This window comes from Enterobacter sp. 168J2 (assembly GCF_034107265.1).
GTDB lineage: Bacteria > Pseudomonadota > Gammaproteobacteria > Enterobacterales > Enterobacteriaceae > Enterobacter > Enterobacter nematophilus.
Genome location: NZ_JAWNEB010000004.1, coordinates 63,727 through 88,958, shown reverse-complemented (window position 1 = coordinate 88,958; position 25,232 = coordinate 63,727). Strand labels below are relative to the sequence as shown.

Annotated in this window: 21 protein-coding genes; 1 reads left to right on the top strand and 20 read right to left on the bottom strand. The window is 55.2% G+C overall.

Annotated features, from left to right (window positions below; genetic code table 11):
• Positions 1-44 precede the first annotated feature (44 nt).
• A complete protein-coding gene (locus USG84_RS12780) occupies positions 45-1,484 on the top strand; it encodes a toll/interleukin-1 receptor domain-containing protein (protein ID WP_151412971.1) in 1,440 nt (479 codons plus the stop codon).
• Between the two features lie 543 nt (positions 1,485-2,027).
• Here USG84_RS12780 and USG84_RS12775 read toward each other — a convergent pair.
• The 20 genes from USG84_RS12775 to hcp form a co-directional block, all read right to left on the bottom strand.
• A complete protein-coding gene (locus USG84_RS12775) occupies positions 2,028-3,356 on the bottom strand; it encodes a VasL domain-containing protein (protein WP_253542880.1) in 1,329 nt (442 codons plus the stop codon).
• 104 nt (positions 3,357-3,460) lie between these two features.
• Positions 3,461-3,931 (bottom strand): hypothetical protein, encoded by a 471-nt coding sequence (locus USG84_RS12770; RefSeq protein WP_151412972.1) that lies wholly within the window; start codon positions 3,929-3,931, stop codon positions 3,461-3,463.
• A gap of 14 nt (positions 3,932-3,945) precedes the next feature.
• Positions 3,946-4,401, bottom strand: a complete 456-nt coding sequence (gene tssE / locus USG84_RS12765; protein WP_151412973.1) for a type VI secretion system baseplate subunit TssE — start codon at positions 4,399-4,401, stop codon at positions 3,946-3,948.
• Positions 4,401-4,946: a type VI secretion system lipoprotein TssJ gene (tssJ, locus tag USG84_RS12760; protein WP_151412974.1), complete on the bottom strand. Its 546-nt coding sequence runs from the start codon at positions 4,944-4,946 to the stop codon at positions 4,401-4,403. The genes tssE and tssJ overlap by 1 nt, the downstream gene beginning before the upstream one ends.
• Positions 4,924-6,009 (bottom strand): type VI secretion system baseplate subunit TssG, encoded by a 1,086-nt coding sequence (tssG, locus tag USG84_RS12755; protein ID WP_253542881.1) that lies wholly within the window; start codon positions 6,007-6,009, stop codon positions 4,924-4,926. Before tssG ends, tssJ begins: the two co-directional genes overlap by 23 nt.
• On the bottom strand, positions 5,973-7,727 hold the full coding sequence (gene tssF, locus USG84_RS12750) for a type VI secretion system baseplate subunit TssF (protein ID WP_151412975.1): 1,755 nt from the start codon (positions 7,725-7,727) through the stop codon (positions 5,973-5,975). The genes tssG and tssF overlap by 37 nt, the downstream gene beginning before the upstream one ends.
• Before the next feature lie 41 nt (positions 7,728-7,768).
• Positions 7,769-9,370, bottom strand: a complete 1,602-nt coding sequence (gene tssA, locus USG84_RS12745) for a type VI secretion system protein TssA (protein WP_151412976.1) — start codon at positions 9,368-9,370, stop codon at positions 7,769-7,771.
• The gene (locus USG84_RS12740) at positions 9,367-12,807 is read right to left on the bottom strand and encodes an ImcF-related family protein (RefSeq protein WP_253542885.1); all 3,441 of its coding nucleotides are present in this window, start codon (positions 12,805-12,807) and stop codon (positions 9,367-9,369) included. Before USG84_RS12740 ends, tssA begins: the two co-directional genes overlap by 4 nt.
• Positions 12,791-13,930 (bottom strand): hypothetical protein, encoded by a 1,140-nt coding sequence (locus USG84_RS12735; protein ID WP_253542887.1) that lies wholly within the window; start codon positions 13,928-13,930, stop codon positions 12,791-12,793. The genes USG84_RS12740 and USG84_RS12735 overlap by 17 nt, the downstream gene beginning before the upstream one ends.
• Positions 13,927-14,184, bottom strand: coding sequence for a PAAR domain-containing protein (locus tag USG84_RS12730; protein ID WP_151412977.1), 258 nt, complete (start codon positions 14,182-14,184; stop codon positions 13,927-13,929). Before USG84_RS12730 ends, USG84_RS12735 begins: the two co-directional genes overlap by 4 nt.
• Before the next feature lie 18 nt (positions 14,185-14,202).
• On the bottom strand, positions 14,203-16,650 hold the full coding sequence (locus USG84_RS12725; protein ID WP_320738298.1) for a DUF2235 domain-containing protein: 2,448 nt from the start codon (positions 16,648-16,650) through the stop codon (positions 14,203-14,205).
• Entirely contained in the window at positions 16,638-17,168 is a 531-nt protein-coding gene (locus tag USG84_RS12720; protein WP_151412978.1) for a DUF3304 domain-containing protein, read from the bottom strand. The genes USG84_RS12725 and USG84_RS12720 overlap by 13 nt, the downstream gene beginning before the upstream one ends.
• A 95-nt stretch (positions 17,169-17,263) precedes the next feature.
• Positions 17,264-17,413, bottom strand: a complete 150-nt coding sequence (locus USG84_RS12715; RefSeq protein ID WP_266178651.1) for a hypothetical protein — start codon at positions 17,411-17,413, stop codon at positions 17,264-17,266.
• Entirely contained in the window at positions 17,401-17,931 is a 531-nt protein-coding gene (locus USG84_RS12710; protein WP_253542893.1) for a DUF3304 domain-containing protein, read from the bottom strand. Before USG84_RS12710 ends, USG84_RS12715 begins: the two co-directional genes overlap by 13 nt.
• Positions 17,932-18,026: 95 nt before the next feature.
• Positions 18,027-18,176, bottom strand: coding sequence for a hypothetical protein (locus tag USG84_RS12705; protein WP_320738297.1), 150 nt, complete (start codon positions 18,174-18,176; stop codon positions 18,027-18,029).
• The gene (locus USG84_RS12700; RefSeq protein WP_253542898.1) at positions 18,164-18,697 is read right to left on the bottom strand and encodes a DUF3304 domain-containing protein; all 534 of its coding nucleotides are present in this window, start codon (positions 18,695-18,697) and stop codon (positions 18,164-18,166) included. Before USG84_RS12700 ends, USG84_RS12705 begins: the two co-directional genes overlap by 13 nt.
• Positions 18,698-18,753: 56 nt before the next feature.
• Complete coding sequence (locus USG84_RS12695; RefSeq protein ID WP_151412980.1) at positions 18,754-19,539, bottom strand: DUF4123 domain-containing protein; 786 nt, start codon at positions 19,537-19,539, stop codon at positions 18,754-18,756.
• On the bottom strand, positions 19,540-21,918 hold the full coding sequence (locus tag USG84_RS12690) for a type VI secretion system tip protein VgrG (RefSeq protein ID WP_320738296.1): 2,379 nt from the start codon (positions 21,916-21,918) through the stop codon (positions 19,540-19,542). It lies immediately after the preceding gene.
• Positions 21,915-24,569 (bottom strand): type VI secretion system ATPase TssH, encoded by a 2,655-nt coding sequence (tssH, locus tag USG84_RS12685; RefSeq protein WP_253543504.1) that lies wholly within the window; start codon positions 24,567-24,569, stop codon positions 21,915-21,917. The genes USG84_RS12690 and tssH overlap by 4 nt, the downstream gene beginning before the upstream one ends.
• Positions 24,570-24,739: 170 nt before the next feature.
• Positions 24,740-25,231, bottom strand: coding sequence for a type VI secretion system effector Hcp (gene hcp / locus USG84_RS12680; RefSeq protein WP_151412981.1), 492 nt, complete (start codon positions 25,229-25,231; stop codon positions 24,740-24,742).
• Position 25,232 lies beyond the last annotated feature (1 nt).

Genomic DNA, 25,232 nt, shown 5'->3' with positions numbered 1-25,232 from the left:
AAGTATTGTATGTTACAAAAGATAGCTCGTGTTAAGGGACGATAATGGAACCAAAGATTTTTATCTCATACAGCTGGTCTTCACTGGCACATAGAGAACGAGTTAAGCAGATTGCCGACAGGTTAATCGGCGATGGCGTTGATGTAATAATAGATATTTATGATCTGAAAGAGGGCCACGATAAAAACGCTTTTATGGAAAAGCTTGTTGTCGACAGCACCATTACTAATGTACTTGTCATGTGCGACAAAGCTTACACCGAAAAGGCAGACCAAAAAATAAGAGGGGTTGGAACCGAATCTCAAATAATCTCTCAACAAGTGTACACTAAGGTCGCGCAAACTAAATTCATTCCAATTTTATGTGAGCTTGATGAGCATGGAGAGCCATACCTACCTGTATTTATGAGTTCCTTGATTGGGATAGATTTTTCATCCCCAGAAAAAGAAAATGAAAATTGGGAACAGTTAGTAAGGCTTTTGCATGGTCAACCGTTACATAAAAAACCTAAGTTAGGCCCACGTCCCTCTTTTCTTAATGAAACACGGTATGAACCTACAAGCGAGCCTCTAACAAAATTTAACGGTCTTAAACAGGCATTACTACAAAATAAAAAAGGAATTACTCATTATCGAAATGATTTTTTAGCATCTGCATTTTCATACCTTGATGATTTAAGAGTCAGAACAGCTCCAGAATCTTCAACATATGAATTTTTAGCTAATAAAATTGTTAATGATACTGCAGCCATGAAGCCAATTAGAAACCTTTATTGTGAGTGGTTTCTATTAGAGGCAGAATTTACAGAGGAAAAAGATTTAACTGATATCTTTGTTTCGTTCCTGGAAAGGTTGCTTACTTTGCCTATAGTCCCAGCAGGCATTGGCACATACCAAACAAATTGGTTTGATGCTCAAAGCATATTTATTTATGAGGCTTTCCTTTATTTTATTGCAAGCATGATAAAGAAAGGTAAATTTAAATTAATAAATGAAATTCTTTCCACTCACTTTTTAGCTCAAGAAAGTGAATTATCCAGCAAACAAGATTTCGTTTCGTTTGATTCGTTTTTCACAAGTTCAAACACAATACAACACGCTTTGAGCACGGAAAGAAAATTTTATAGCCCAGTGATTGAGTTCATTAAGCGAAATGCAGATCGAAGCGACATTACCTTCACTGACATCATAGAAGCTGACATATTATGCTTGGCATATTCTTGTTGTCATGATGGAATATATTGGTACGCAGCCACCACACCTTACGCTGGCTACAATGCGGTCCCTAATATTTTCTTACGGGCAACACAGCATAAAGGTTTTATAAAGCTGAAAGAAGCACTTGGGATTGATAGTGCTGACGACTTCAGATACAAAATACAAGAGAAACAAGCACTGCATGAAAAACAAAATTATGGGTACGGAAGAGGCCCGGCAAGTTATAAAACGCTGATGAACATTGGCAACATTGACACTTTAAAATAAGATATCTGAAATTTTTTGTGCCGTTAATAACAATTTTCATGACTGTCTGCCTACTGCGGACAGTCTTTTTTTCAAATTCGATTCGACAAACGCTTTTAGAGATAGAATATCTTTATGTCATAAAGGGCGATGGAATACACTTTTAAATCCTGTTATGGTGCGGACTAGCGGAAATTTAAAGCCCTTCAGGTTTACATTTATACCCCTCGCTTCCAGAGCTGGCGCTGAGTGGTAAATTGCATTTTATAATGCGTAGGGTGTGATAACTTTTTGGGCGTTTTTTCAGCATCCTTGCAAATTTGACGGCCCACTGTTCCATAGCTCTTCAACTCATCTGTGCGTTATTTGAACTAATGAAACAAGCTGATTCCTATGGTTTCAATGAGACGTTTTTATCAACTGATGGTATCCATGATGGTATCCCAAAAAAATCATGGGAATAGATACTTAAAAAACAAATAATTAACTAAATTTTCGATTCCTGCAGGGGACACTTCTATCTTCCTCTGTTTTCACCCAAATTAGCCCGTTCGCTGCAAAAACTCATTGAGCAGAAGCATCCTGCTTTATTTGAGCATAACGCGCAGCCAGTTGCTTTAGATGCAGCTCAAGCTGGGTCTTTTCAGCTTCAGGGAGCGCATTTCCTGCAGGATACTGCGACAGGCGCCTGAGCTGCTCTTCAGCGGGTATCGCATGGTTAAATGACTGCATAGTCGAAAAAACCACGGATTTAAGCTCACTTACGGTGATATATTTTCCCTTTTGCTCATCCAGACTACTCAGCCGATCACTCAGTTGCTGAAGCTTCATCATCCCCTGATACCAGCTGTTCATTGCGCCTACCGGCAACGCCGTCGCGTTAAACTTTTTTTGCCACTGTATTAACAGCGCCTTAGCCTCTTCAGGTCGCAATGTCTGGAGTTGTTCTAACAGCTGAAGGCTATAGGAAATACTCCAGTCAGGAGGCAGTTTATCCAGTCGGTCAAGCTGCCGTTGCGTATCTGTGATAAACGTGGCGGGTAACGTATCTCGCTGTAATATGGCGTCCCGCTGAACGGACGTGAGCACTTCAGGTAACGGTGCCGTAGAGGCAACGGCCTGAGCCGTCAATGGATCGGGGCTGGACAGAAAACACCATCCCCACTCCACGGCGACGCTGACCACCAATGCAGAGCACACTCCAGCGACAAAAGGTTTCCATGGTCTGACAGACCCGGGATCTGCCATACGGCCTTCACTATTCGGCTCAGTTTCCTGCTGCACAACATAGACCCATTTCACCTGTTCGATCGGCTCTGCCCTCTCCGAAGGCGATTCACTGTCGGGCCTGCTCCCATTCAAGTCTGTCACGCCATTACTGGTTTCCAGCCTTGCTGCGCTTGAATGTATCACCATTCGTAACGTATCAAACTGGCTAAGGTGTTTGAGCTCAAGGCGCTGAAGCACCGCCCCCAGGCTGGCAAGCAATTCTTCAGCGTTGTAAAGATCGCTAAGATCGCTGTTGTTTAGCGAAAGCATACGCATGAGCTGCTGCAGGCGCTGGCTCAGGCTGCTCAGGATCTCCATACGAACCTGCAGCGACTGCGGCCAGAGAACATCCCACTGACGGCTAATCAGAGCCTCCAGGATAGCGAGCCCTTCGTTCAGGCCAGTTAATCGAGACAGATGCGTACGGGCAAGGGTGTACCAGGCTGCGGTCTGCAGCTCAACGCCGTTTTGCTCGAATAATGAAAGGCAGCACTTTTCAACGTATACCCAGTTCACATCCGGGCGCGCCGGATGGCTTAGTTTATTCAATTCGTTACGCAGGGATGTATATTCCGGCAGCGTGCGCGGGTCGCCGCCGGTTTTTAACGTTTTATGTGTGGTCATCCTGGAAGGCCTGAATATCCGTGTCGGTTAATGTCGTCAGTTGATGTGTGAGGTGTTTTACGATTTAGAATGGCAATGACTAACAGAAGGAATGAGAGTTATCGCTATGACAACAGCGCTAAAATCAGGCCGAAAAAAATACCTTCATCAAATAGCTGTCCTGACTGCGGCGATGTATCAGGGGGAGTATAAGTCCAGTGACTCACTCCCCCCACCCGCATGAACAGGCGTCCTTGAGAAATCACATTTTCTCCGGAGCAAAAAGTCACCTCGACACAACCAGCCACGCTCTGCCCATACAGAAATACCGGCATAAATTTTACCGCCCGGTTGTCATAACGCAGAACGATACCGGTAATCTCAAAAACCCCTCCCTCCACCAGCAGGTCAGGGACGGATGCCGTCAGCGGCTCTACATTCAGTCCGGTACCTGTCAGCCACTCATCCATCTGCGTCTGAAGTTGCTCCATTCGCAGGCGAAACTCAGCTATATCCAACTGACTCTTGCTGCAAGGCAAAGCCGGGGCGGGTTGTCTGGCCTGCAATTTTTTCAGGAACTGTGATTTTATTGACATGGTGCTAACTGACCTTATATCCGGGTTGACGTGTCGAGATACTGCTGTTGCCTGAGGTGCCTCAACAGAACCCGTCCTTCGGGCATAAACTCGGTGCCATAGCGCACCAGCCCAATCCCTTTGAGCTCGGCGTCAATGGCATAGCGCAGTTCGCCGGGTACATTCTGCTCCAGCAGAACCACGTCTATTTTTTTCAGGCGTGGCTCATATTTGAGCAGGACGGCAGACAATGTGCCCATAAGCTCATGGGCCGTTCCAGGCATGCCCTGCAGGATTTTTGTCATATCGGGCAACCCGTAGTCGGGCAGATGCGCCAGCGTGCCGGCGCGACAGTTGAGAACGCGCTGCATGTTATCAAGTACCGAAAGGATGACCTGGTTTTCTTCAGCAACCTGATTAAGCTCGAGGCCGCCGGTAAAATTTCCGGTCAGCATCTCATACAGCGAAGGTGTGTTATGTCCCTGGGGCATCAGTCATCCTTAAGCGATTGCAGCGTCAGATGGTTTTCGCCGGCTTCCAGAATGCGCGGTTTGTCCGGATCCAGATCGCTGCGCTTGATAACCTGCTTCCAGGTGTCGTTAGTCATGTCCGGGTGCCTGAACAGCCCCACTACCGCGACAAACTGCGCTTCTTCTTCCATCGGCATATCAAGGCTTACATCCCCGCCCGGCTTCACCACGACGTCACGACTGGCCAGCATGTCGTCTTTCAGAATGCTGGCATCATCCTGAAGAAGTTGCTGATAGACCGTCTTATCAAAGGTTTTGCGGTCTTTGAGCTGATAAACCCGCACCACAACAGGCTCTGACAGTGAGTTATTTTCGCGGGAGTCGGTGTTCAGCGCCTCACGCGCGGTGAAATCCAGATGCAGTATTTTAATCTTTTTATAGAACACGGAAGTAAACGCCGATTTGGTACCGTCGGTGATGCTCTGCGTCACCCCGCAGCCTGTCAAAGTGAGCGCCATCAGAGGTACCAGCCAGCGAGTGGCTTTATTTAAACTTGTACGTAACACGTCGGTTTCCTTGTTGCGGTTTCGCAGGCTCCAGCCCGCTGTAATAGCCCAGCTCTGTCGTAAAGGTTTCAGGTATGTCATCCGGAAGGCTCTCACCCTCTGCGCCCAGCACGCCGTTCATTCCCAACCAGAAAGGATTTTCACCCAGCGGTGGTACGGCCAGCAGTCGGACAGAAGTAGTCAGGGTAATTCTGGCCTTGAACCGCCAGCCCAGATACACCCGCAGCATCACCAGGAAATCCTGGTACAGCTGGCCATCCGGCTTCCAGCCCTGCGCTTCCTGTACGTTATCCGTCTTGAGTGCAACCAGCAGTTGGCTGCCGGCATCCATCGCTTCGTCACCTAACGGCGTATTGCCATCCAGCAGAAAATCATCATCGCCATAAAAACCCAGCGGCTGATTGACCTCTACCGGCCGGAGACAATACGGACTTACCTGCACCGTCGTATCGGGGGCCAGCAGGCTCACCAGTGCCTGCATCCCCTCCTGGGTTTTGCCCGGCTGCTGCAGCACTCCCAGCAGAGCCAGAAAGCGCGACACGGGTGTGGCAATATGATTTGCCGTACCCGGTATCCCCAGCCCTACCAGACCCAGTAACGACTGCGAAATGCTGTCCGTTCCGCCGGGCTCAAACGTGGCCGGGTAGGAGTATTTTCGCCAGATGCGGTAAAACTGCGTCAGGATGCGATGGCTGAAAATATCCAGAAAGCCCTGCAGCGCCTCATGCCCTTCCCGGCGCTGGGTAATGTCATCGAGATACGCCGTCGGTAAGGGAGAATCAACGCCGTACATGCCCATAAAGGTTGTGCGGATAACCGGAGGCTTATTGTCATCGTCTTCGCCATACTCGACGGCCCTCAGCTCGCTGACCGGAAACCCCATCCCCGGATGCGGCGCGAAACGTACCGGGTCATCGGCGGGATGACTGGTTGAGCCCATCAGCGGCCTTCCAGGATTGCGCTTCTCCAGCAGCTGGCATAAACGATAAAAGTTGATGCGGTGAAGATCGGCCTCCAGCCGCGGCGTCAGCCGGGAATGCGGCGGTTGTGCTTCTCTTGCCATTCCAGGCGTTCTCCGGTCGGTTGCAGGATAATAATGAGGCGGTTAAACAGATAGATGTCGGTATAGAGCGCGAAGAAGCGGCTCAGCATCTCGCCGAACAGGCAGATGTCGCCGCGCCCGGCAAAACCGTGGCTGTCCAGCGTTACTTCAATCTGCACGCCGCGGACCAAATAACCCTGCTCAAATCGTTCAGTTTCACTGTGCTTCACGTCAATGATGGCTTCCAGGCGACGGCGGTTCATCTCGCTATCCGTCCATTCATACAGCGCCAGGGTACCCCGCAGCACGTCGGCATTATCCATCATCGACAGAAATCCGCTGCCGAGATGGCTCAGCACGCGCCAGTGGAAACGATCCTGCGCTGGTGGATAACAGGGCAGCGTTGGCGCACACAGGTTGCGCACGGCGATGCTGGCCGAGGTGGTTTTCATCACCGTATCGAGCACGGTACTTTGCAGCGCCCGTCGCGGTAGCTGGCCGTTGGTGCCGGTGAGCGTCAGGGACAGGCTTTCGTCTTCCGGGACGGTGTGGTTGTCAAAGGCTTCGCCACCCAGGATAAGCCAGGTATTATGCAGCCCAGACGGGCCGCGCCGCACGCGGGTGTGATAGTAATATTCCGGCGCTTCATGGCGCATCATTCCCCCTTTATGTCGAAAGCTCGAGAACGGCACGTAGGTATGCTGGCTGGATGACATCACCGAATCGACCGCGTAAATCTCGGTATGACCATCCTGTACGCGCATCGGCCGCAGCAGATATTCGGTCTGCAATGAATTTAGCGTGAGCGGATCGGATTCCAGTGGGAACAGATTGATCACGGGCACGCAGTTCAGGCGCAGATGCTTTTCGGTAAAGCTGAAGTCATGCTCCCAGCGTTCCGCCAGCACTACGTCAATTTCAAACCAGGGGAGTTCAGCAGGAAAGTTGACGCTCTCCAGTCCACACAGGCCGGTGAACATGAATTTCTCGCGGAAGGTGAAGTACTCCAGCAGCAGCTGATAGCCGCTAAAGCTGCTGCTGCCCTTCGGCCACAGGTCGTCGTCATCGCCAAATCCCAGCGCGCTGAAATACCCGTCGAGCGGTCTTCTGTCCATGTCGCCAGGCATCCGCAGCCAGAGGCGGGCAACATTCATGGTGAAGGCTTCGTGCATGGCGCAGGCGAGCGGCGCGTCGGCGTTGAAGTAGAACGGGATTTGGCTGAGATCGACACGGCCCCAGTCGGCAAGATGGCTGCAGTTAAACCGCAGGCTGATAACCGAATGCCCGTCTGGATCAGTAGACAGGCGGGCGTGCTCCAGCGACAGAGGCTGAAGGATGATCTCTTTGGTGGTGGTGTACCGGCAGCGCGTCCCCTTTTCACCTATCGGCCGCGAGTGCACCTCAAAGCCTTTGACAATGCGCATCTGCTCTTTCATCTCACGCCAGTCGGGTGTGAACTCCACCACCGACATCGACGGAATGGTGCGCAGGTAATGTGGCCAAAGCAGGCTGACCAGCCCTTCTGTCAGTTCAGGCAGGTCATCATCAAGCTTCTCGCGAAGCCGCCCCATCATGAAGGCAAAGCCTTCAAACAGGCGTTCCACGTAAGGGTCGCGCGCGCCCGCTTTATCGAGGTTGAGCATTGCTGCCTGCTCGGGGTGAGCGCGGGCAAATTCTTCGCCGGCTTCAAGCAGGTAGCGCATTTCAGCGTCGTAATAACGCAGGGTTAAATCGTCCATAAGAACCTGAATAGATGAATTTTAAAGGTAGGCCAGGCGTTTTACCCGCATAGCACCGCGCTGCTTGCCGGATCGAGCGCGATCAGACCGGCCAGAAGCTGGTCCATCTCAGGCTGAAGCCGAGATTTATCGGTCTCGCTGCGGGTGGCTTTCATGCGCAGCAGTCTGAGGCGGCGCGATTTGACTTCAAACAATAGCGCCGGCGTCCACTGCGTGAGGGTGATTGACTGTGCAGCACCATCGAGTTCCCCCAGCAGATGCAGGGCCAGTTCGTTCTTACCCTTTTGTTCCGCCACGCGCGCCATCAGCAGGCGCAGCAGCCATTTGTCTTTCGTGGTGTCAGTGCCCGGGCGGGTCTGCAGCCAGTGGAGTGTCGCATCCAGGCCATCCGTGTCCGCTTTCACAAGCGCTTCCTGCTCAAGAGCCAGAATATCGTTGTCCGTCCCACTGACAGTACTGACCGGCTCATCACGCCAGCCGGACATATCATCCAGCACGCTCTGATTTATCCAGTTCAGCGTGACCTCATCGGCAAACGGCGTCCCGTCATTGAAGGCCAGCGTTTCAAGCCCGGTGAGGCGACGCAGCAGTACTTTCAGGTCGGCAATGATGATATCGGCCAGCACATCCTGGCCCAATTTCACCAGGGCCTGATGGATATACCACTGCAAATCCAGCCAGAGGTGGTTGGCGCCGCGCGAGAAGGTGCTGTCGGCGTGCTCCAGTATCTCCAGCCAGCTCTGCTGCAGGTACAGGCGTTTGAGCATGGCCCGCTGGTCAGCCCGCGGCGGTTCGATGCGTGTTTTCCCTTCGGCATCCGGGGCTGGAATAGCACTCAGCGTGTCATGTCGCAGGCTTTTCATCAGCCGGTGTGCGGGAAGCCATCCATCCGGTTGTTCACGCAAATATCCCGCCAGAGTACGGGCCTGGGTCAATAGATCCTGACCGGACGAAATGCGGCTCAGGACGGGTGCATCATGCTCTGTCGTGTGCGATGAGATCTGTGGCTGGGACGAGTTACTGGCGTTCTGAGGAACCAAAGCATCCACGCCACCGGCCTTCATCAGGCGGGATTCCAGCGCGCTGTACAGCGCATTCAGTTCCGGCCGTGACGTTTCCGGCTCTGTTTCCAGACTGTCGCGGATGAGCAGCAGCACACCCGCAGTGCGCTGAGCATCGCTGCGAACTACTTCCGGCCAGAGGGAGAGGCTATCGAGCAGACGAGAGCCAGCTAGCCACTCAAGCGCAGGTTTTCGGCTCCGCTCGCGCTGCGGGTGAAGCTGCGCTCCATAGCGCTGCAGCAATCCTGCCAGCAGTTCAAGCCCTTCGGCAAAGCCGGTTTCCCCGTCCTGATGCAGACGCGCCCAACAGTAATAGGTGGCAATCCGGATATCTTTGGCGGTGGTGGTTAGCAGTTTTTCGGCAAGCGTACAAATCAGCCCGGTATCGATGCCGGAGAGTTTATTTACCTCCTCTCTGATACGCTGGAAATCATCGTCATAACCCGGGTCTTCCCCTGTAGGATTGGTGTCGCTGACCGGGGCAAGCCAGGGCTGCCAGCATTCCGTGCGGGCCTGCGCCTGCTGCCGTAGCTCAATTTCGTCCGCCTGACAGGCGGCAACAAGATTCTGCAGACTGCTCATTCTTCAATTCCGTCCATGTCACTGTTTTTCGTGCTGGCCATCAGCGCCTGAGCCGTGGCCGCGCTGTCGATGCTGAAGATCCGATCCGGCAGCGTGAAGCCGCGCAGTGCCAGTAATGCCAGCGGCCCGCTGCCCAGCTGTGAACGCAGTACCCACTGCAGGGTGCGACCATCGGAGGCGGTGAAACTTACCATCCACTGACTGCGGTCAAGCTGCTGCCGCTTGCCCTGGTCCAGCCAGCGAATAAAACCCCAGGTCCCGCTGTAATCCCCAAACAGTCGCGCACCGGCGTTGACCGAGGTCCAGGTCAGCATTGTCCCTGGTTTATAAGTGTCTCCCGGCCAGCGGAAGGACTGCCAGTCGGCCATCTGGTTAAAGTAGTGCAGCTTTTGCCCATCAATGGTCAACTGAGTTTCCACTACCTGGGGTGCCGGACGTGCCTGCAGCTCAAAGCTGATGCCCTGACTGCCATCGGTAAACAGAATGTCTGACAGCTCGCTCAGTTGATTTATCGCCCGCAGGAACGTTGGGTTAAAGTTCAGTCCCTGGCTGTTAACCTTATCCGGCACCCACTGGCTGCCCTCTTTGTGCAACACACCGCTGAGTTCAGTCGTCAGGAAGCGTTCAATACGTCCGCTGTCCTTACGTATAAATTCGGCCAGCATGGGCAAGGAGGCATCGCTCTTGCTCGCGGCGAACGGGAAGCGCCCGTCAAATGCCGTGTGCCAGTTCGCCACAACCGAGCGGCTCCATTTGTCATTCAGACTTGCTGCCGACGGCTGAAGCACGGTCTCCCAGGCCTGGGCCAACGGCTGCACAAACATCGTGCTGCCAAAACCGCTCCACTCTTCGCCAAGGCTTGCCGAAATGAGGCTGCCGTACTGCTGGGTGTCGGTCAGGTCAACGCTTTTGCCCTGGAATACGGTTTGCGCCAGGGTCTGCATCATCTCCTGCGGGTCTGAGGCGCTGGCCACCTGCTGCAGGCGCAGGCGCACGCGGGTGATACGGGTCAGATAGGTCTGCAGACTAAGAGAGTTGTCAGCCGACATGACGTTACTGCCGTTGTTTTTACCCAGAAGCTGAAGCAGCGGGCCGAAGGTTTCATCAAGTGGCCCCTGTGGGCCTGACGCTGACTGGTCAATCGCAGGTTTGTCTTTCCCGCCTACGAGGTCTTTAGCCGATTTGATGATTGAGTCTGAAAGGCCTTCGCTTTTCTGGCCGGTCTGTCCCTGCCAGGCGAGGGTATTCATCAGGGCAATCAGTGGCGACTGGCGGACATCGCTCATCAGCGTCAGTTGGTCGGTGACATCGGCAATATTGTTCGCAGGATTCCAGCGCAGACTGTTAAGGAAGTTCAGCCAGCTGCCGGCGAAGTCAGTGAAGTAACGCTCTGTCAGGCGCGCTTTGAGCGCTTCCGGGGAAAGGTCCGCCGATACGGCTTTTCGGGAGTCGCTCAATACCCAGTCAATTTCATCCTTGCGTGAACTGGCCGCTTTCTCAATGGCCTGCTGAATCCCCCCTTCCCATGCCTGGCGGGTGAACATGCCCGGTACGACTTCATCGGTGGTGAACAGGCGACGGGCGTCGGTGCCGCTGGTCATGTCTTCCAGGGACACATCCGCGAAATTACGGCGTACGGATTTGAGCATGTTTTCATACAGCGTGCTTTCCGCGTTGCGGCGGCCAATCTGCTGCAACAGCACCTGACGGCTCTGGCTGACCAGCTGCGCGTCCGGTGTGATTTTCCACTGTGGCTGCTTTGGCAGTTCAGCGATATAGAAGGCCCATAAATCCGGCGACAGACTCTGCCACAGCCCGGTTGAGATGCCCATACGCGTCGGCTGCACGGTTTTCATCGCTTGTGCATAAAATGCACCGTCGGCTTTATCCGGGCGAGCCATCATCAGCCAGGCTTTAAGCTGGTCATAACCCGGTTTCGCCAGCTGCACCCGCTGGTCGCTGTTTGGCGCTGAATTGACCAGCGCTGCGAGCTTTTGCGCCAGGGCAGCATTTGCCGGGTCGCGTATTAGCCGGTTGTTAGCCACGCCGTACCAGGGCAGCATCGCGTTTAGCAACTGCTGATTATGGTCGAGGCCGAAGCGCTGATACCAGGGCGTGCCCTCCTGAATATTGTGCAACATGCGCCCGGCATCGTTTCGCAGTTCATGCAGTGCCGTCAGCTGATAATCGGATACCGAAGGATGTTCAACCAGATTGCGGGCTTTTCCTGCCACAGAGGAAATTTGTGCATAGTTCAGCATAAACGAGACCAGCAGCCCCGCCCCCCAGAGACCGATGATGGCCGCCAGCGTCCAGGCGAGCGTCTGTTCCCATGCCATACCGACACGGCGGCCACGTACACGGGTGCAGTCGTCAACGATCCCCTGCCATGTCACCGGCAGAGCGAGGGCATGGCGTTGTGACTCCGGAATATATTTCTCAGCGTCGGCTGTTCCCCCTGACATCTCAGCAGGTTTATTCTCCGGCAGGCTGAACATCAGGCCGCGCAGCGGAACGCGCTGCTGAGCGTCGGAGAGCCATGGCAGCAGTTGCTGGGCCCAGCGGGCGATACCGCCATCTTTGAGATGCTGGCCCAGACGCAGCAGGAAGTCGTGGCGGTTGTTTTCTGCGACCTGACTCACCCCCTGCGTCCGCAGGGTCGGCAGCATCAGTTCAAGCTGGCGGGTAATGTCGTCGGCTTTGGCTCGGAGCGGGAAAGTGGCTCCGATCGGCTGTTCAATACGCTTAGCCTGCGACCACTTACTGTCTCGCAGTTGCCATAACCATACCGGCGCGGAATAGCGCAGCAGTTCGCTGATTTTTTCCAGCCCGCGCAGATCACTATCGCTCATCTGCGACGTAATACTCTGGCCTTCGCCAATTACGCGCACGATGCCGTCCAGAGGACGACCACGTCGCAGCTTGCGCAGAGCAGTATATTTTTTTTCGTCGGGTTCAGCGGTCAGGCTGCCGCCGTAAATCAAGACCGTGCGGTTACCTTCCAGCCACTGACGGGCTTGCAGATTGGGCACCAACTGAGCGATGGCGTTCTCATCGCCTGTGACTAACAGCAGGCGAGCTTTACTTCGCCAAAAGAGGCTATAGCGGCGACGGAGATGGCTGCTGATGTCCACCTTGAGCGGCAGCCCGGGCGTTCTTTTCTTTTTGACCGGCCTGGAAGAAACTTCTCCCATAACTTTATCCCGAATCATTAAATGAAAAGCGATAAACCCCAGCACCAGTACGCAAAGTGACACTCCCCAGACAACAAAACAGGCCGTTATGATTCGACGTAACACGTCCCATTCAGTGGAGAGATCTTCCCCCCAATACCACCACAGCAACCCACCTGCCAGCACAAGCAGCGTGACAGTAGCAACAAACAACACCGCCGTGGCAAGCACAGAAAATTCAGCGGGTTTATTTTCCTTCACCATAAGGTTTAATAATTCCAAGTGCGAGAGTGTGTAGAGGATCTTTGGCTATCCAGCCGCAGGGTTCTTGATTATTTTTTGCGTAAAGGGCCGCCAGAAGCAGCACGATAAGCATTTCCATATCACCGGGGTTCCCCCAGTTGAGGTCCTGAACGTGATGGGTTACATTCCAGCCGCTTTGCGCCAGGGCGGGCAGCGTCGGCTGTGAGAACAGCATGCAGGCATCAGGCGGATTTTCGAGTTCACTTTGCTGCTCAGCTCGCTCGCAGACTGCGGTTAAAACCTCTTTCCCGGCGATATCATAAACCTCCCCCCGGGTCAGGCTGACTAGCCCTCTCTGCGCGACCAGACACAGTGCAGCGGACTCACCGGCAGGCTGCGCTGAGTTAAACGAAGCAGCTATCGAATGACACCCAGCGACAAGAATGACCGTTTTTTCAGAGAGCGTTTGAGCCGTTGCGGCAAGTGCAGACAGCGTCTCTTCGCCTTGCCATGCCTCCGGTTTTTCAGGAAGCGCCACGTCCGGAAATGAAATCTGCATTTGAGTACAGAATGCACGCCAGCCCTTCAGAGAACCCTGCCAGTAGCATCGCCATAATTGTGGGAGGGAGGAATCTGCGCGTTGCGTCTGCCATTGCAGCACCAGCATTTTTGCCAGCAAAGCTTCACGTTCAGCCACCGTATCGACCAGCGTTCGACCGATACGCAGCGCTTTCCCGCTCGGCTCATTTTTTATCTCAGGAACCCGATGCTCCCGCTTTAGCAGCCGCAGCCAGTGTGGCGTATCGGTTCCGGCCGGGCCCAGCAGCACCATATCACTGAGCGCGAAACGGTATTGATGCTGCTCCCACCAGGCCTGCTGCTGCTGCTCAACCAGTTGTTCATAATATCGGGCGTTATGGGCCGACATCCGGTAATACAGCAGGCGTATTAACCAGAGCACGCCCATCACAACCAACGCGCAGGCCATTCCTTTTATAACCAGCTCTGCACCGCTCCCGGCAGAACGAAGCAGCGCGCCGCCCACCCCGCACAGCAATACCATCAGCGCGCCCGCTGACAGCCATCGCTTGCCATCAGGAGGGCGCGCGACCCGGTAGGGTGGATACTCCGGTAACGGCCTCACAGCTCAATGCCGCAATCGGGAAAGGAGCTCACCAGCGTGCAGCCGCAGGCACAACGGTGACCGTGCAGCGCCACCGGCTGTCCGTCCACTTCCGATATCGAGCTACCTTCGATAATGACCGTCATGCCATGTTTATTGCACCTCACCGCATCGCCTCTGCAGGCAATTCCTTTCCCGAAGCAAAGATAATGCCCGCCCAGCACTTTCCCGCCGTACTCCCGCAGGGTGTCGCCCTCGCGTATCACTGCTTTCATCCTTCATCCCTCCCTGAATCAGGCCGTTACGGTCGCCTTAAGTTTTTCCGCCCAGCTGGACTCAATCATTGATTTTGCCAGCGCCAGCCGCTGCTCGCTGATGACCTGCGTTTGCTGTGCAACCACCGTGCCTGGCTCCATCGTTGGTGCCTGCAGCTGTGCTGCATCAGGCAGCATCGGCAGCGGTTTGCCGGAAAGCAGATCGATGGCCTGCGTTTCGAGATAAACGGCCCCCACGGTACCGGCAAGCCCTGCGAGTTTGCCCTTCGCGCTTTTCTGTTTGATGATAACGGCCGCGCCTGCGGCAAGGGTCGCGACCCCCACCACCGCCCCGGCAATCATCAACGGCGTCATCGGCTTACTGCTGCGGCTGCCGAAGTAGATCATCCGGTAGAGGAAATAGCTGCCCCAGGGTTCGCGGGAGCCGAAGGCGTTGTGCATAAACCACGCGCGGGAATCATGGACCTGATCGTCAAACAGCGCCCGCACCAGCCCGGCAGGTTCAGAGGCGTTACTCGCTTCGCCGGTTGTCGGGAAAAGCACTTTCACGCGATCGTCCCCGGCGGTTTTCATGCTGAGCCATTCGCCGTACTCATTGTCGTGATTCAGCAGGAAGATGGCGTTGCTCATTGAATCAACGGCGGAAAACAGCCAGTTACCGGTATCCGACCGGGAGAGGCCGCTGTAATCCTCCCTGAACTCTTCGGCGGCCTGGCGCAGCTGAGTTTGCCCCAGCGCGGCGTCAAAATCCTTCGGCCCCGGCGGGAGCATCAGGAAGCCCTCTTCAGGTTTATGTTTCGCCTTCATATCCCGCCGAGCATCGTCAACCTCTTTCTTTGCTTCTTTCCATGCTTCCTCAGACTGCTTTCTGACCAGCGGATCGCTGTCTTTATCCAGCCCGTTCGCCGCCGAATCAACATAGAAGCGCTGGGTCTTGTAGGTTCCCCCGGCATAGCGATTGATACGCCACGCGGTGATCCAGCCCATCTGATCTTCAAGGGCTTTCTCCAGGCTGACCGGCGCGCGCGGCGGATCGTATTTTGCGGCCTGTTCGGGGGGAATGGGTTTATCGGGAGCTGTCAGGCCGAGGGTGATTTCGCGCCATGCATTGAAACGATTGACTAAAGCAGTATCAATATCGAATTCTAAGATTCTATCGGCATCCATTACCCTCCAGCGCTGAGATTTAAGATCTTCAGGTAAACTATCTTCGGGGGCTTTCAGAGGGGCTCCAGATTCAAAAGCAGCGGCATACATCTCATTCAACGCAATTTGTGACAACAGCAAACTATCGCCATCACCATTTGCCTTACCCTGATCCCCTGGCGGGTAACCACCGCCTATATCCGAGTGCATTCCCGGATAAACAACCTCCTGACTGTTCGCCGGATACGTACCATCCGGGCGGCGGATCGAATCCAGCGGGAAACACAGCCGCTGTTCGTGGGAAGAGACCAGGTGGACACACTTTTTAATCAAGCCCCCGTAGACCTTCTCTGCTGGCAGCTCCTGGGTCCCGTCCGCCCAGCCCATATGCCCTTCAGCAACCGGGGCGATATGCGCCACCCCCACCGAGGCCACCGTATCCAGCAGGCCAAGAAACTCCACGCTGAGTGGAATTTTCAGCCCCCCCACCGCCAGGCACTGCTCGGGTTTGTCTTTTCCCTCTGCAGGCTTTGGTAACAGTTCGCTGAGCCAGCGGACAAAGGCCCGCGCCGCCGCTGCCCCGCGCGAAAAGCCGTACACGTACAGTTTAATCCCCAACAGCTTCGGCTTTCCGGGGTCGACAGGCACCAGGGCCTTTTGCAGGGCTGGTGCCATATCTTTCAGCAGGCTCTGGAAGGTCTCATAACGGTTAGCGCTGCCGGTCAGCCCAAAGGACGCCATAGAGGTCGCCATTTTGTCCACCGCCGTCCAGCTCGCACTGTTCGACAGGCTCTTCTTGGTTGTCGTCCGCTTCAGGGCATCGATAATCCGCAGCAGGCCCCAGTTGATACGATCCTCCCCGTGGGTTGCTGCCGCCAGCCCCATCATGCTGAAATCCAGATCGTTCACCTCGGGAAAAGGCGTCCCGACACCGGGAATATAATATTTGTAGTACTTATCTTCAGCGCTACCATCCGCATCCAGCAGTTCTTCACCTTTAGTGACTCCACCGGCTGCACCCTGCCCGATGGTGGCGCGAAACAGACGGGCAATATTAGTGGGGTGCTTCGGGTCAGCAATATATAAGTCGTGATTGAGGTTATTACCGGTACCGTCAAAAAAAAAGCTGATATGCAAAGTCTTACAGCAGGGGGGCTCCACGCGCCGCCCGGCGGCCAGGCACAGCTCCTGCCGGTAGGCCAGCTCTTGGTTGTCCTGCTGCGCGCAGTTTGCGCCAACCAGCGCAGCCTGAGTGGGTAAACGCCCCTGAGCCGGAAATACCGGCGGGAACCACGCCAGATCGGTAATTATTTCGGACATACTTTTGGCTCCGGCATCTTAAGAGGCTCTTTGATCGGGTGTTCAGGGTGACCATAGTTGGCACAGCTGGTCGTCACTTTCACCTCATCACAGGGCAGAAAATGCACCGTGATCCCGCAGATTTCCTGTCCCGTATAGTCCGGCACCGGTACCACCGCGCTGTGCTGCTTATTCTGGGCCTGCATATCTTTTTTCCATTTTTTGAACTTCTCTCTATCTGCAAAACCTGGAAAACCCTTCGAGCCACCCACTCCTGTCTCCCAGTCGACCCTCACCGTCATTCCGGGCTGCCATTTCGCCGGCACGCCATAGCAGCATCCGCCGCCGCCGCCCTGCCAGGGACCAATAGCATCAATGCCTGACTGACCGTCGACGCTGAAATGGTTGATTGCCCATTTGGTGTGATTGATCGCCTCTATGGTTCCGCCGCCACCCCGGCTTTCTGCGTTCGCCACGAGTTGACTGCATCCCGCCAGCAGCAGGGCACCCAGTACCACGAGGTAATGTCGTATTTTCATTTTGCATTCCTTTTATGAATTAACAGGTTACTGCGTCTTGCTTAACCATGACTTTTCACTATGGCATGGCTAAGCATTACTGAAAGGAAAAAACGTCAAACGGTGATTAGAGCCTGCCGGTAGGCCAGCTCGTGGTTATCCTGCTGCACGCAGTTTGTGCCTACCAGCGCAGCCTGAGCGGGTAATCGCCCCTGAGCCGGAAACGCCGGCGGGAACCACGCCAGATCGGTGATTATTTCGGACATACTTTGGGCTCCGGCATCTTAAGAGGCTCTTTGATCGGGTGTTCAGGGTGGCCATAGTTGGCACAGCTGGTCGTCACTTTCACCTCATCACAGGGCAGAAAATGCACCGTGATCCCGCAGATTTCCTGTCCCGTATAGTCCGGCACCGGTACCACCGCGCTGTGCTGCTTATTCTGGGCCTTCATTTTTTTTTCCCAGACCAGATACTCATCCCATTTGTCAAACCCTGGAAACCCATCCATATCCCCAACACCTGTTTCCCAGTCGACTTTCACCGTCATACCCGGCCGCCACCTCGCCGGCACGCCATAGCAGCAGCCACCGCCGCCGCCCTGATACGGCCCGATAATGTCTATCCCCGACTGACCATCGACGCTGAAATGGTTGATTGCCCATTTGGTGTGATTGATCGCCTCTATGGTTCCGCCGCCACCCCGGCTTTCTGCGTTCGCCGTCGGCTGGCTACAGCCCGCCAGCAGCAGGGCACCCAGTACCACGAGGTAATGTCGTATTTTCATTTTGCATTCCTTTTATGAATTAACAGGTTACTGCGTCTTGCTTAACCATGACTTTTCACGATGGCATGGCTAAGCATTACTGAAAGGAAAAAACGTCAAACGGTGATTAGCGCCTGCCGGTAGGCCAGCTCGTGGTTGTCCTGCTGCGCACAGTTTGTGCCTACCAGCGCAGCCTGAGTGGATAAACGCCCCTGAGCCGGAAACGCCGGCGGGAACCACGCCAGATCGGTGATTATTTCGAACATACTTTGGGCTCCGGCATCTTAAGAGGCTCTTTGATCGGGTGTTCCGGGTGGCCATAGTTGGCGCAACTGGTGGTCACCTTGACTTCATCACAGAGCAGAAAATGAACCGTGATCCCGCAGGTTTCCTGCCCTGTATAGTCCGGAACCGGTACCAACGCGCTGTGCTGCCGATTATTAGCACTCATTTTTTTTTCCCAGGCCCGATACTTAGCTGTATCCGCAAACCCAGGAAAACCTTTCATTGAGGCTTCTCCGCTTTCCCAGTCAACCTTAACCGTCATTCCGGGCCGCCATTTCGCCGGCACGCCATAGCAGCAGCCGCCGCCGCCGCCCTGCCAGGGACCAATAGCATCAATCCCCGACTGACCGTCGACGCTGAAATGGTTGATTGCCCATTTGGTGTGATTAATGGCAACAATGGTTCCACCACCGCCGCTCCGGGTTTTAGCTTTCGCCGACGGCTGACTGCATCCCGTCAGCAACAGGGCAACCAGAACCACGAGGTAATGTCGTATTTTCATTTTGCATTCCTTGTATAGCTGCTCCCCCGGAAGGCAACAGCCTCATGATCCCACTTTCAGACTTCTGCCGAAGGTCGTCCGGTCAGGGTCCCAATAACCCAATCCTCGCGCTCTTTATCCAATATCATCCCTTTGGCAGTGGCTGAGAGCATACCGTTGAAGCAGGCAGTAAACCGTTCATCCTGCGAGGCAAATCCAGTATCAGGAACATCCCGATGGCGAAGCATCAGCTTGACGTCGCAGATGCACATCAGGGCTTCAAACTGACTATCACGCAAAGCGATATTCTGACACTTCTCGTTGATTGCGGGCTGTGCTCCCTGCCCCATCAGCAACCCCGGCTTTTCGTCGAGATCCAGCCAGCTCCAGAACAGAGCCGGACGCTGCAGCTGGGCCTGCTGATCCGGTTCCAGAATATGAGAAAACAGATAAGGGAAAATACGAGCATCAAAGTATCTGAACAGCCCTGCACGTCCCTCATGTGTCGCATCGGTGCAGGCAGTTAACCATTCAGCCAGAGTAGTAAAAGACCAGGGAGAACAGAGCACCAACAGCGGGGCTGTCTTTTGTACTTTCTGAGCCAGTTCAATAAACCACTGCTTCTGCTGAGGATCGTTTAAAGAGATCCTGATCAACAGCGGCGACTCTTCAGGCAGGGCATCTTCCGGCAAACCCTTATAGAGAGACTGCCATACCAGAGGCGGTGAAAAATCCCGCAGTACAGGGATGACTGAAAAATCAATACCGCACTGGTCGAGAATAAAATCAAGGTGGGTCATGCTTATATCAGCGCAGGTTTGCTGAAGCAGATTCACCCAGTCAGTGATATGGGTCGTGTTCACTTATGCCTCCCTTGGCACAAAGCCCTGTGCCAGCCGCTGCGCCTTTTTCAGACACTCTTTGCACACTGACGAAGGCAATTCTGGCAGCGGATAATCCTCACTCGCCGGGCCCTGTAATTTATGTTGCCCTTTAAGGCTTAACAGGCCAGGACCATGCACGTTGATTTCGCCCTGTGGCGTGAGCTTGATGTAAGCACCGCCGCAGGCAAGCGTGATACCATTCTTTGCCGTCAGCTGCAGGTGCCCCTGAGTGGACTGCACCGTGACATCCTTCATCGACGTGATAGACAGCGTATCCGAGTGGGATTCCACCGCCAGCGGGCCTTTGGCAGAGACCAGACGCATACCTTCCTGGTGGGCCAGAATAGAGATAGCCTGACTGGCATTGACGGAGTAACGCTGCGCCGCGCTGATATTAACCTCCCCAAGGCTTTGCAGATACATACCCTTTCCGCTGTGCAGCAATGCTGTTTGCAGTGTGACGGCGGCAATACCTTTCGGCGCAGACATTAACAAAGTCGGTTCTTTGAGTAGGCTCGCTCCTGAAACAAGCGCCTGAAGGGGTTGTGTATCCGGTGCGAAGTTTTGGTGGGTCCTTGCAACCTCTCCCCATTCTGCTACCAGATTTACCGCACCTTTCAACAGGCTAATCGCCTGCTCCATCGCCAGAACGTCGCCCTGTGCCTTTGCCTGGCCGTCAGCGCTGATAAAAATTCCTTTCTGCGCCCGGATGGCGCCCCAACTGTCCGTCCGGAGCTCAAAGCCCTCGCCGCGCTGCTGTTTTTCACTGTCGACCAGGTGCCCCAGATTCAGCTGGCTCTTGCCGCCGTACTCCGTGCTGACCTTGATATGCTCTTTTCCGCGCTCGTCATCAAGGCGGATTTTGTTGTTCGCCGGGGTGCGAAGGACGTTGCGTTTATAATTCTGGATGGTGACGTGGTCGCCGTGAGCCGAGTCGTGCAGCACGCCGGCAATGTACGGCCGGTCCGGGTTGCCGTCCTCGAAGCCAATAGCCACTTCGGTGCCCGCCAGCAGCGGCAGGTGCAGGCCGTAGGTCTCCCCGGCATACGGGCGTGACTGCCGCACCCACAGGCTTTCGAACCCTGTCTCCCAGCCGTCACGGTCAAACAGCATGCTGACGCGGTAGCGCCCGTCCTTATCGATATGGCCGTAGACGTCATTTTCGGTGGTGCTGGTGACGCGGGCCGGCAGCGTCCCGGCCATCACCGGGCGAGTCCCCGGCTCGGGGCGGAAGCTGAAATCCGGGCTGTCCGGAATGCCGTCAAAATGAAGGCTGAAGTCTTCATCCCGCCGCGCGTGGGTCTGCATCGCCGTGATGACCACGCCGTGCGCAAACACGTCCGCCACTTCATACCCGCCGGTAACGTACAGCCGCATCCCCGGAGAGAGCGCCGGGCTGCTGGTGGTGGCCCGGGTCCGCGTCTGGCCGTTCAGGTAGCGCTCATGCCGGATGCGGGCATAAAACGCCCCGGACTCGGGCGCCGGATTACGCTCATACGCGCTGCCCGGCGTCAGATAATTGTCGGCATAGTGGTACGCCTCCCCGTACGTGGTCGCGTCCCCCCGGGTGACGTCAACCAGCGTATTCATATCCTCTGTGGCCTGACGGTAGTTGTAGTCCCGGGTGCTGACCTGCTTCTGCACCACGTTATGATGGCTCTCCATCCCCCACACCGAATCCACGCCCTGCGAGTGCTGCCCTGACGGCGGCACCGACGGAAGGGTCAGGCCTTTCTCGTACCCCTGCTGGCTGTCGTAAAACTCCACCACGTCGATGTTCAGGCGCGTGTCGGTGGTGAAGCGGAACCAGATGCCGACCTCGCCCAGCAGGCGGGTGATGAAGTGCAGGTCATTCTCGCCGTACTGCATCACCTGCTCACGGCGCGGATACTCTTTTGTGAGCGAGAACAGAAAGTCCTGACCGCGCATGCCGTGCCGCTCGCGCAGGATTTTTTCCACAATCTGCGGGACCGACATGTCCTGGTAAATCGCGTTCTGGTGCGAACGGTCAAGCAGTGCCAGACGCGGCCGGAGCGTCAGGGCGTAATGCGTTTCATCTTTTGATGTGCCGAGGCGTTCAAAACCGGACACCACCCCCTGAATCACCCGCAGCGGCTGCCGGATTTTGATGCCGTAACCCTGGTCAACCGGGGCCTGGAGCGTCAGCGAGCCGGGCTTCATCAGCATCATCTCTTTGCTGATGCCGTGGTCGCGGCTGGTGAACTCAACGCGGTAGCTGAACGGTCTGCTCAGGGCCTCGTCGCCTGAAAAGGCCAGCACGTCGGGCTCTGCGTCACAGCCCTTCACCACGAGCAGGTGATGGTTGTGGCTGTATCTGATCGGGGGGTTAGTACTCATGCGTTGTCCCCCTCAGTCCAGTCAAACTCCAGGCCGATCCCTTCTTCATCGTCCCAACTCAGGCGTAACGAACGCGGCTTCTGTTTTGCGGCCATGCAGGTCAGCAGCTGCTGGCTCAGCACCGGCAGAATCTGTTGATTCAGCAGGCTATCGACGTTGCGCGCGCCGGTGTCCGGAAGCAGGCAGGCGGCGGTCAGGGCGTCATACAGGCTCTCATCAATCTGCGTGGCCAAGCCGTAGTGACGATGCAAGCGCTTGCTGACCTGTGCCAGTTTCATTTCCACGATGGTCCGCATGGCAGTTTCAGCCAGCGGACGGAAAATCACCGTCTGGAAGCGGGCGAGCAACGCGGGCTGAAAATGATCGCGCAGGATCGGACGCAGCAGTTCGTGCAGGTCTGCTTCGGTGGCTTCCGGGTTTTCGTCCAGCAGCTGCATCAGGTGGTCGCTACCGAGGTTGGAGGTCATCAGGATGACGGTATTGCGGAAATCAATTTCGCGCCCTTCGCCGTCGCGCATAAAGCCCCGATCAAATACTTGGTAAAACAGGTTCATGACGTCGCGGTGCGCTTTTTCCACCTCATCAAGCAGCACCACGCTGTACGGGCGTTTACGCACCGCTTCGGTGAGGATACCGCCCTGGCCGTAGCCCACGTAGCCCGGCGGCGAGCCTTTCAGCTGAGAAACCGTGTGCGGCTCCTGGTATTCAGAGAGGTTAATCGTTATGAGTGACTTCTCGCCGCCGTACATTGCATCGGCTAAAGCCAGCGCGGTTTCGGTTTTACCCACGCCGCTCGGCCCCACCAGCAGGAATACGCCCTGCGGGCCGTTCTCGGACGTGAGGCCGGTTTTTGCCGCACGCAGACGCTGAGCAATGGCTTCGAGCGCCACGTCCTGCCCAACCACACGCTTACCTATTTCATTTTCGAGGGTCAGCAGTTCGGTTTGCTCGTCTTTCATCAGCGATGACAACGGTACGCCTGTCCAGTCGGCAATTACATTGGCAACGGTGCGTACATCCACATCAAGGGAGAGCAGCGGGTTGCTGTGCTGCATCTCGTTAAGCTCCCGATGCAGCTGCTGAGTTTCGCTTTGGCGCGAGATATCCCGACGGCTTTCCAGCAACTGACCGGTCAGCTTCAATTCCTGACCGTACTGGGTTTCCAGTTCGTCAAGCGCCACAATCAGGCGCACCTCTTCCTGCTCAATTTCGCTCAGACGCCCGGCATGGCACTGATTGCCTATGGCGATATCTTCGAGTAGCGCCTGCTTCTCCATGTCGAGCGCAGAGATACTCGCGCGAAGACGGATCAGCTGTTCCGGTACGGTGTCGAGACTCATACGGACGCGGGCGGCGGCGGTGTCCAGCAGATCGACCGCTTTATCAGGAAGCTGGCGTCCGGTCAGATAACGACGCGAAAGGGTAACTGCCGCACGAACCGCATCGTCGGTAATGTGTACATTGTGGTGGTCAGCGTAGCGGGATTTCAGACCGCGTAGCATCAGGCAGGCGGTGTCATCGTCGGGCTCATCCACTTTTACCATCTGGAAACGGCGCTCCAGGGCGGCGTCGCGCTCGAAATATTGTTTGTATTCAGACCAGGTAGTGGCCGCAATAGTGCGCAGTTCGCCACGGGCCAGCGCCGGTTTCAGCAGGTTGGCGGCATCTGCGCCACCCGCCTGGTTGCCCGCGCCGATGATGGTGTGCGCTTCATCAATAAAGAGCAGGACTGGTACAGGCGATTGCTGCACCGCATCAATGACGTTTTTCAGGCGCTGTTCAAACTCACCTTTCACGCCCGCACCGGCCTGCAGCAGGCCCAGGTCAAGGGTGCGCAAACTGACCGTTTTGAGAGATTCCGGCACATTACCCTCGGCTATACGCAACGCCAGGCCTTCAACCAGTGCGGTTTTTCCCACGCCCGGCTCACCGACCAGGATCGGATTGTTTTTACGGCGACGGGAGAGGATGTCGACCATCTGACGGATTTCCGTATCGCGACCGAAGACCGGATCGATCTTCCCTTCCTTTGCCTTTGCGGTGACATCAAGGGTGAATTTGTCCAGCGCGTTCTGTAGCGCAGGGCTCAGTTCCCCCTCTTTCATTTCCACTCCGGCCGGACGCCCAACAAACTCCACCTCGCCACCGAGGCTCTGCGTCAGTTCAGCTTCATGCTGTATTTCCAGACGCTCATCCGATTGCGCATCCAGCAACGGTCGCAGGCGCTCCAGTTGGTTCTGACCAAGCGTTAACAACGGCCAAAGGCCGTCACAGCGTGCCAGTTTCGGTTTTTCCACCAGGGCCATCAGCAGATGGACGCTGCGAATCTGCTCCTCTTCGTTGAGTGAAGCAAGTAGCCAGGCCTGCTGCATCAGAGCCTCAATTTGGTCAGACAGCTGAGGCCGGTGGCGAACAGAGCGAGGCTGTTTATCGAGCCAGCCGAGCAAATCCTGCCAAATGCTATCCATATCCCATTCGTAGCGACGCGCCAGCACCGTCAGGTCACCTTCGCCCTGCTCCAGCAGCTTCAGCAGCCAGTGCTCCGGCAGAATTTCTGCATGGGCGCGCGTCTGGCAGAGCGAAGCAGCGCCTTCCAGCGCTCGAGCGCAGTATGGATTAAGACGTCGAAGGAGGATTGCCGGGTTTTCCATGTTGATTTTACTCACTGTTGAGGACCTTTCAGGCACGCTACCGCCCCTGACCGTTACCAAGGCCCATAAGGTCTATTTCCGTGATAGGATGTTTTCTTTGCTCAGCGCCCGCCGCTGCGGACGTTCAGCAAAAAAGAAAAGCGGACAGGGGAAACCTGCCCGCTTGCGACTTACGCGGTGGCGCGTTCGTTCCAGGAATCGGAATGAATAATGTTGCCGTCTTTGTAGGTCCAGGTGATTTTTTCGTAACGCAGTTCAATGCGCTCAAGGTGGTTGTGCTTCTCTTTAGAAGAATCCTTGATGTCGTACATTTCAGGATTCACTTTCACCACCTTCACGTTTTCCAGTTTGGTGTTGAAATACTCCACTTCCTGACCCGCGTCGTTAATTTTGTACCACTTGAATTCAGCAGACTTCAGGGTCTGACCGGTGGTCACGGCCTTGTAAAGGTACGGGCTTGAGGAGTCGATTTCCTTCGTGAACAGGAACGGCGTGTGGATACGCGTGCCGGTCAGCTTGCCGGTATTGTTATCGGTCGGGATGTACAGATTGTGTTCCTGAGCGACCACTTCGATGCTGCCTTCGCGATCCTGAACGTCTACAGACCCTTTAATGTCCGCGCCGCCGTCGTCTTTCAGCCAAAGATAAACAGGAATTGCCATG

Coding starts and splice junctions, on each gene's coding strand:
- USG84_RS12780 (WP_151412971.1), top strand. CDS start 45: ATGGAACCAAAGATTTTTATCTCATACAGCTGGTCTTCACTGGCACAT.
- USG84_RS12775 (WP_253542880.1), bottom strand. CDS start 3,356: ATGACCACACATAAAACGTTAAAAACCGGCGGCGACCCGCGCACGCTG.
- USG84_RS12770 (WP_151412972.1), bottom strand. CDS start 3,931: ATGTCAATAAAATCACAGTTCCTGAAAAAATTGCAGGCCAGACAACCC.
- tssE (WP_151412973.1), bottom strand. CDS start 4,401: ATGCCCCAGGGACATAACACACCTTCGCTGTATGAGATGCTGACCGGA.
- tssG (WP_253542881.1), bottom strand. CDS start 6,009: ATGGCAAGAGAAGCACAACCGCCGCATTCCCGGCTGACGCCGCGGCTG.
- tssF (WP_151412975.1), bottom strand. CDS start 7,727: ATGGACGATTTAACCCTGCGTTATTACGACGCTGAAATGCGCTACCTG.
- tssA (WP_151412976.1), bottom strand. CDS start 9,370: ATGAGCAGTCTGCAGAATCTTGTTGCCGCCTGTCAGGCGGACGAAATT.
- USG84_RS12740 (WP_253542885.1), bottom strand. CDS start 12,807: ATGGTGAAGGAAAATAAACCCGCTGAATTTTCTGTGCTTGCCACGGCG.
- USG84_RS12730 (WP_151412977.1), bottom strand. CDS start 14,184: ATGAAAGCAGTGATACGCGAGGGCGACACCCTGCGGGAGTACGGCGGG.
- USG84_RS12725 (WP_320738298.1), bottom strand. CDS start 16,650: ATGTCCGAAATAATTACCGATCTGGCGTGGTTCCCGCCGGTATTTCCG.
- USG84_RS12720 (WP_151412978.1), bottom strand. CDS start 17,168: ATGAAAATACGACATTACCTCGTGGTACTGGGTGCCCTGCTGCTGGCG.
- USG84_RS12715 (WP_266178651.1), bottom strand. CDS start 17,413: ATGTCCGAAATAATCACCGATCTGGCGTGGTTCCCGCCGGCGTTTCCG.
- USG84_RS12710 (WP_253542893.1), bottom strand. CDS start 17,931: ATGAAAATACGACATTACCTCGTGGTACTGGGTGCCCTGCTGCTGGCG.
- USG84_RS12705 (WP_320738297.1), bottom strand. CDS start 18,176: ATGTTCGAAATAATCACCGATCTGGCGTGGTTCCCGCCGGCGTTTCCG.
- USG84_RS12700 (WP_253542898.1), bottom strand. CDS start 18,697: ATGAAAATACGACATTACCTCGTGGTTCTGGTTGCCCTGTTGCTGACG.
- USG84_RS12690 (WP_320738296.1), bottom strand. CDS start 21,918: ATGAGTACTAACCCCCCGATCAGATACAGCCACAACCATCACCTGCTC.
- tssH (WP_253543504.1), bottom strand. CDS start 24,569: ATGGAAAACCCGGCAATCCTCCTTCGACGTCTTAATCCATACTGCGCT.
- hcp (WP_151412981.1), bottom strand. CDS start 25,231: ATGGCAATTCCTGTTTATCTTTGGCTGAAAGACGACGGCGGCGCGGAC.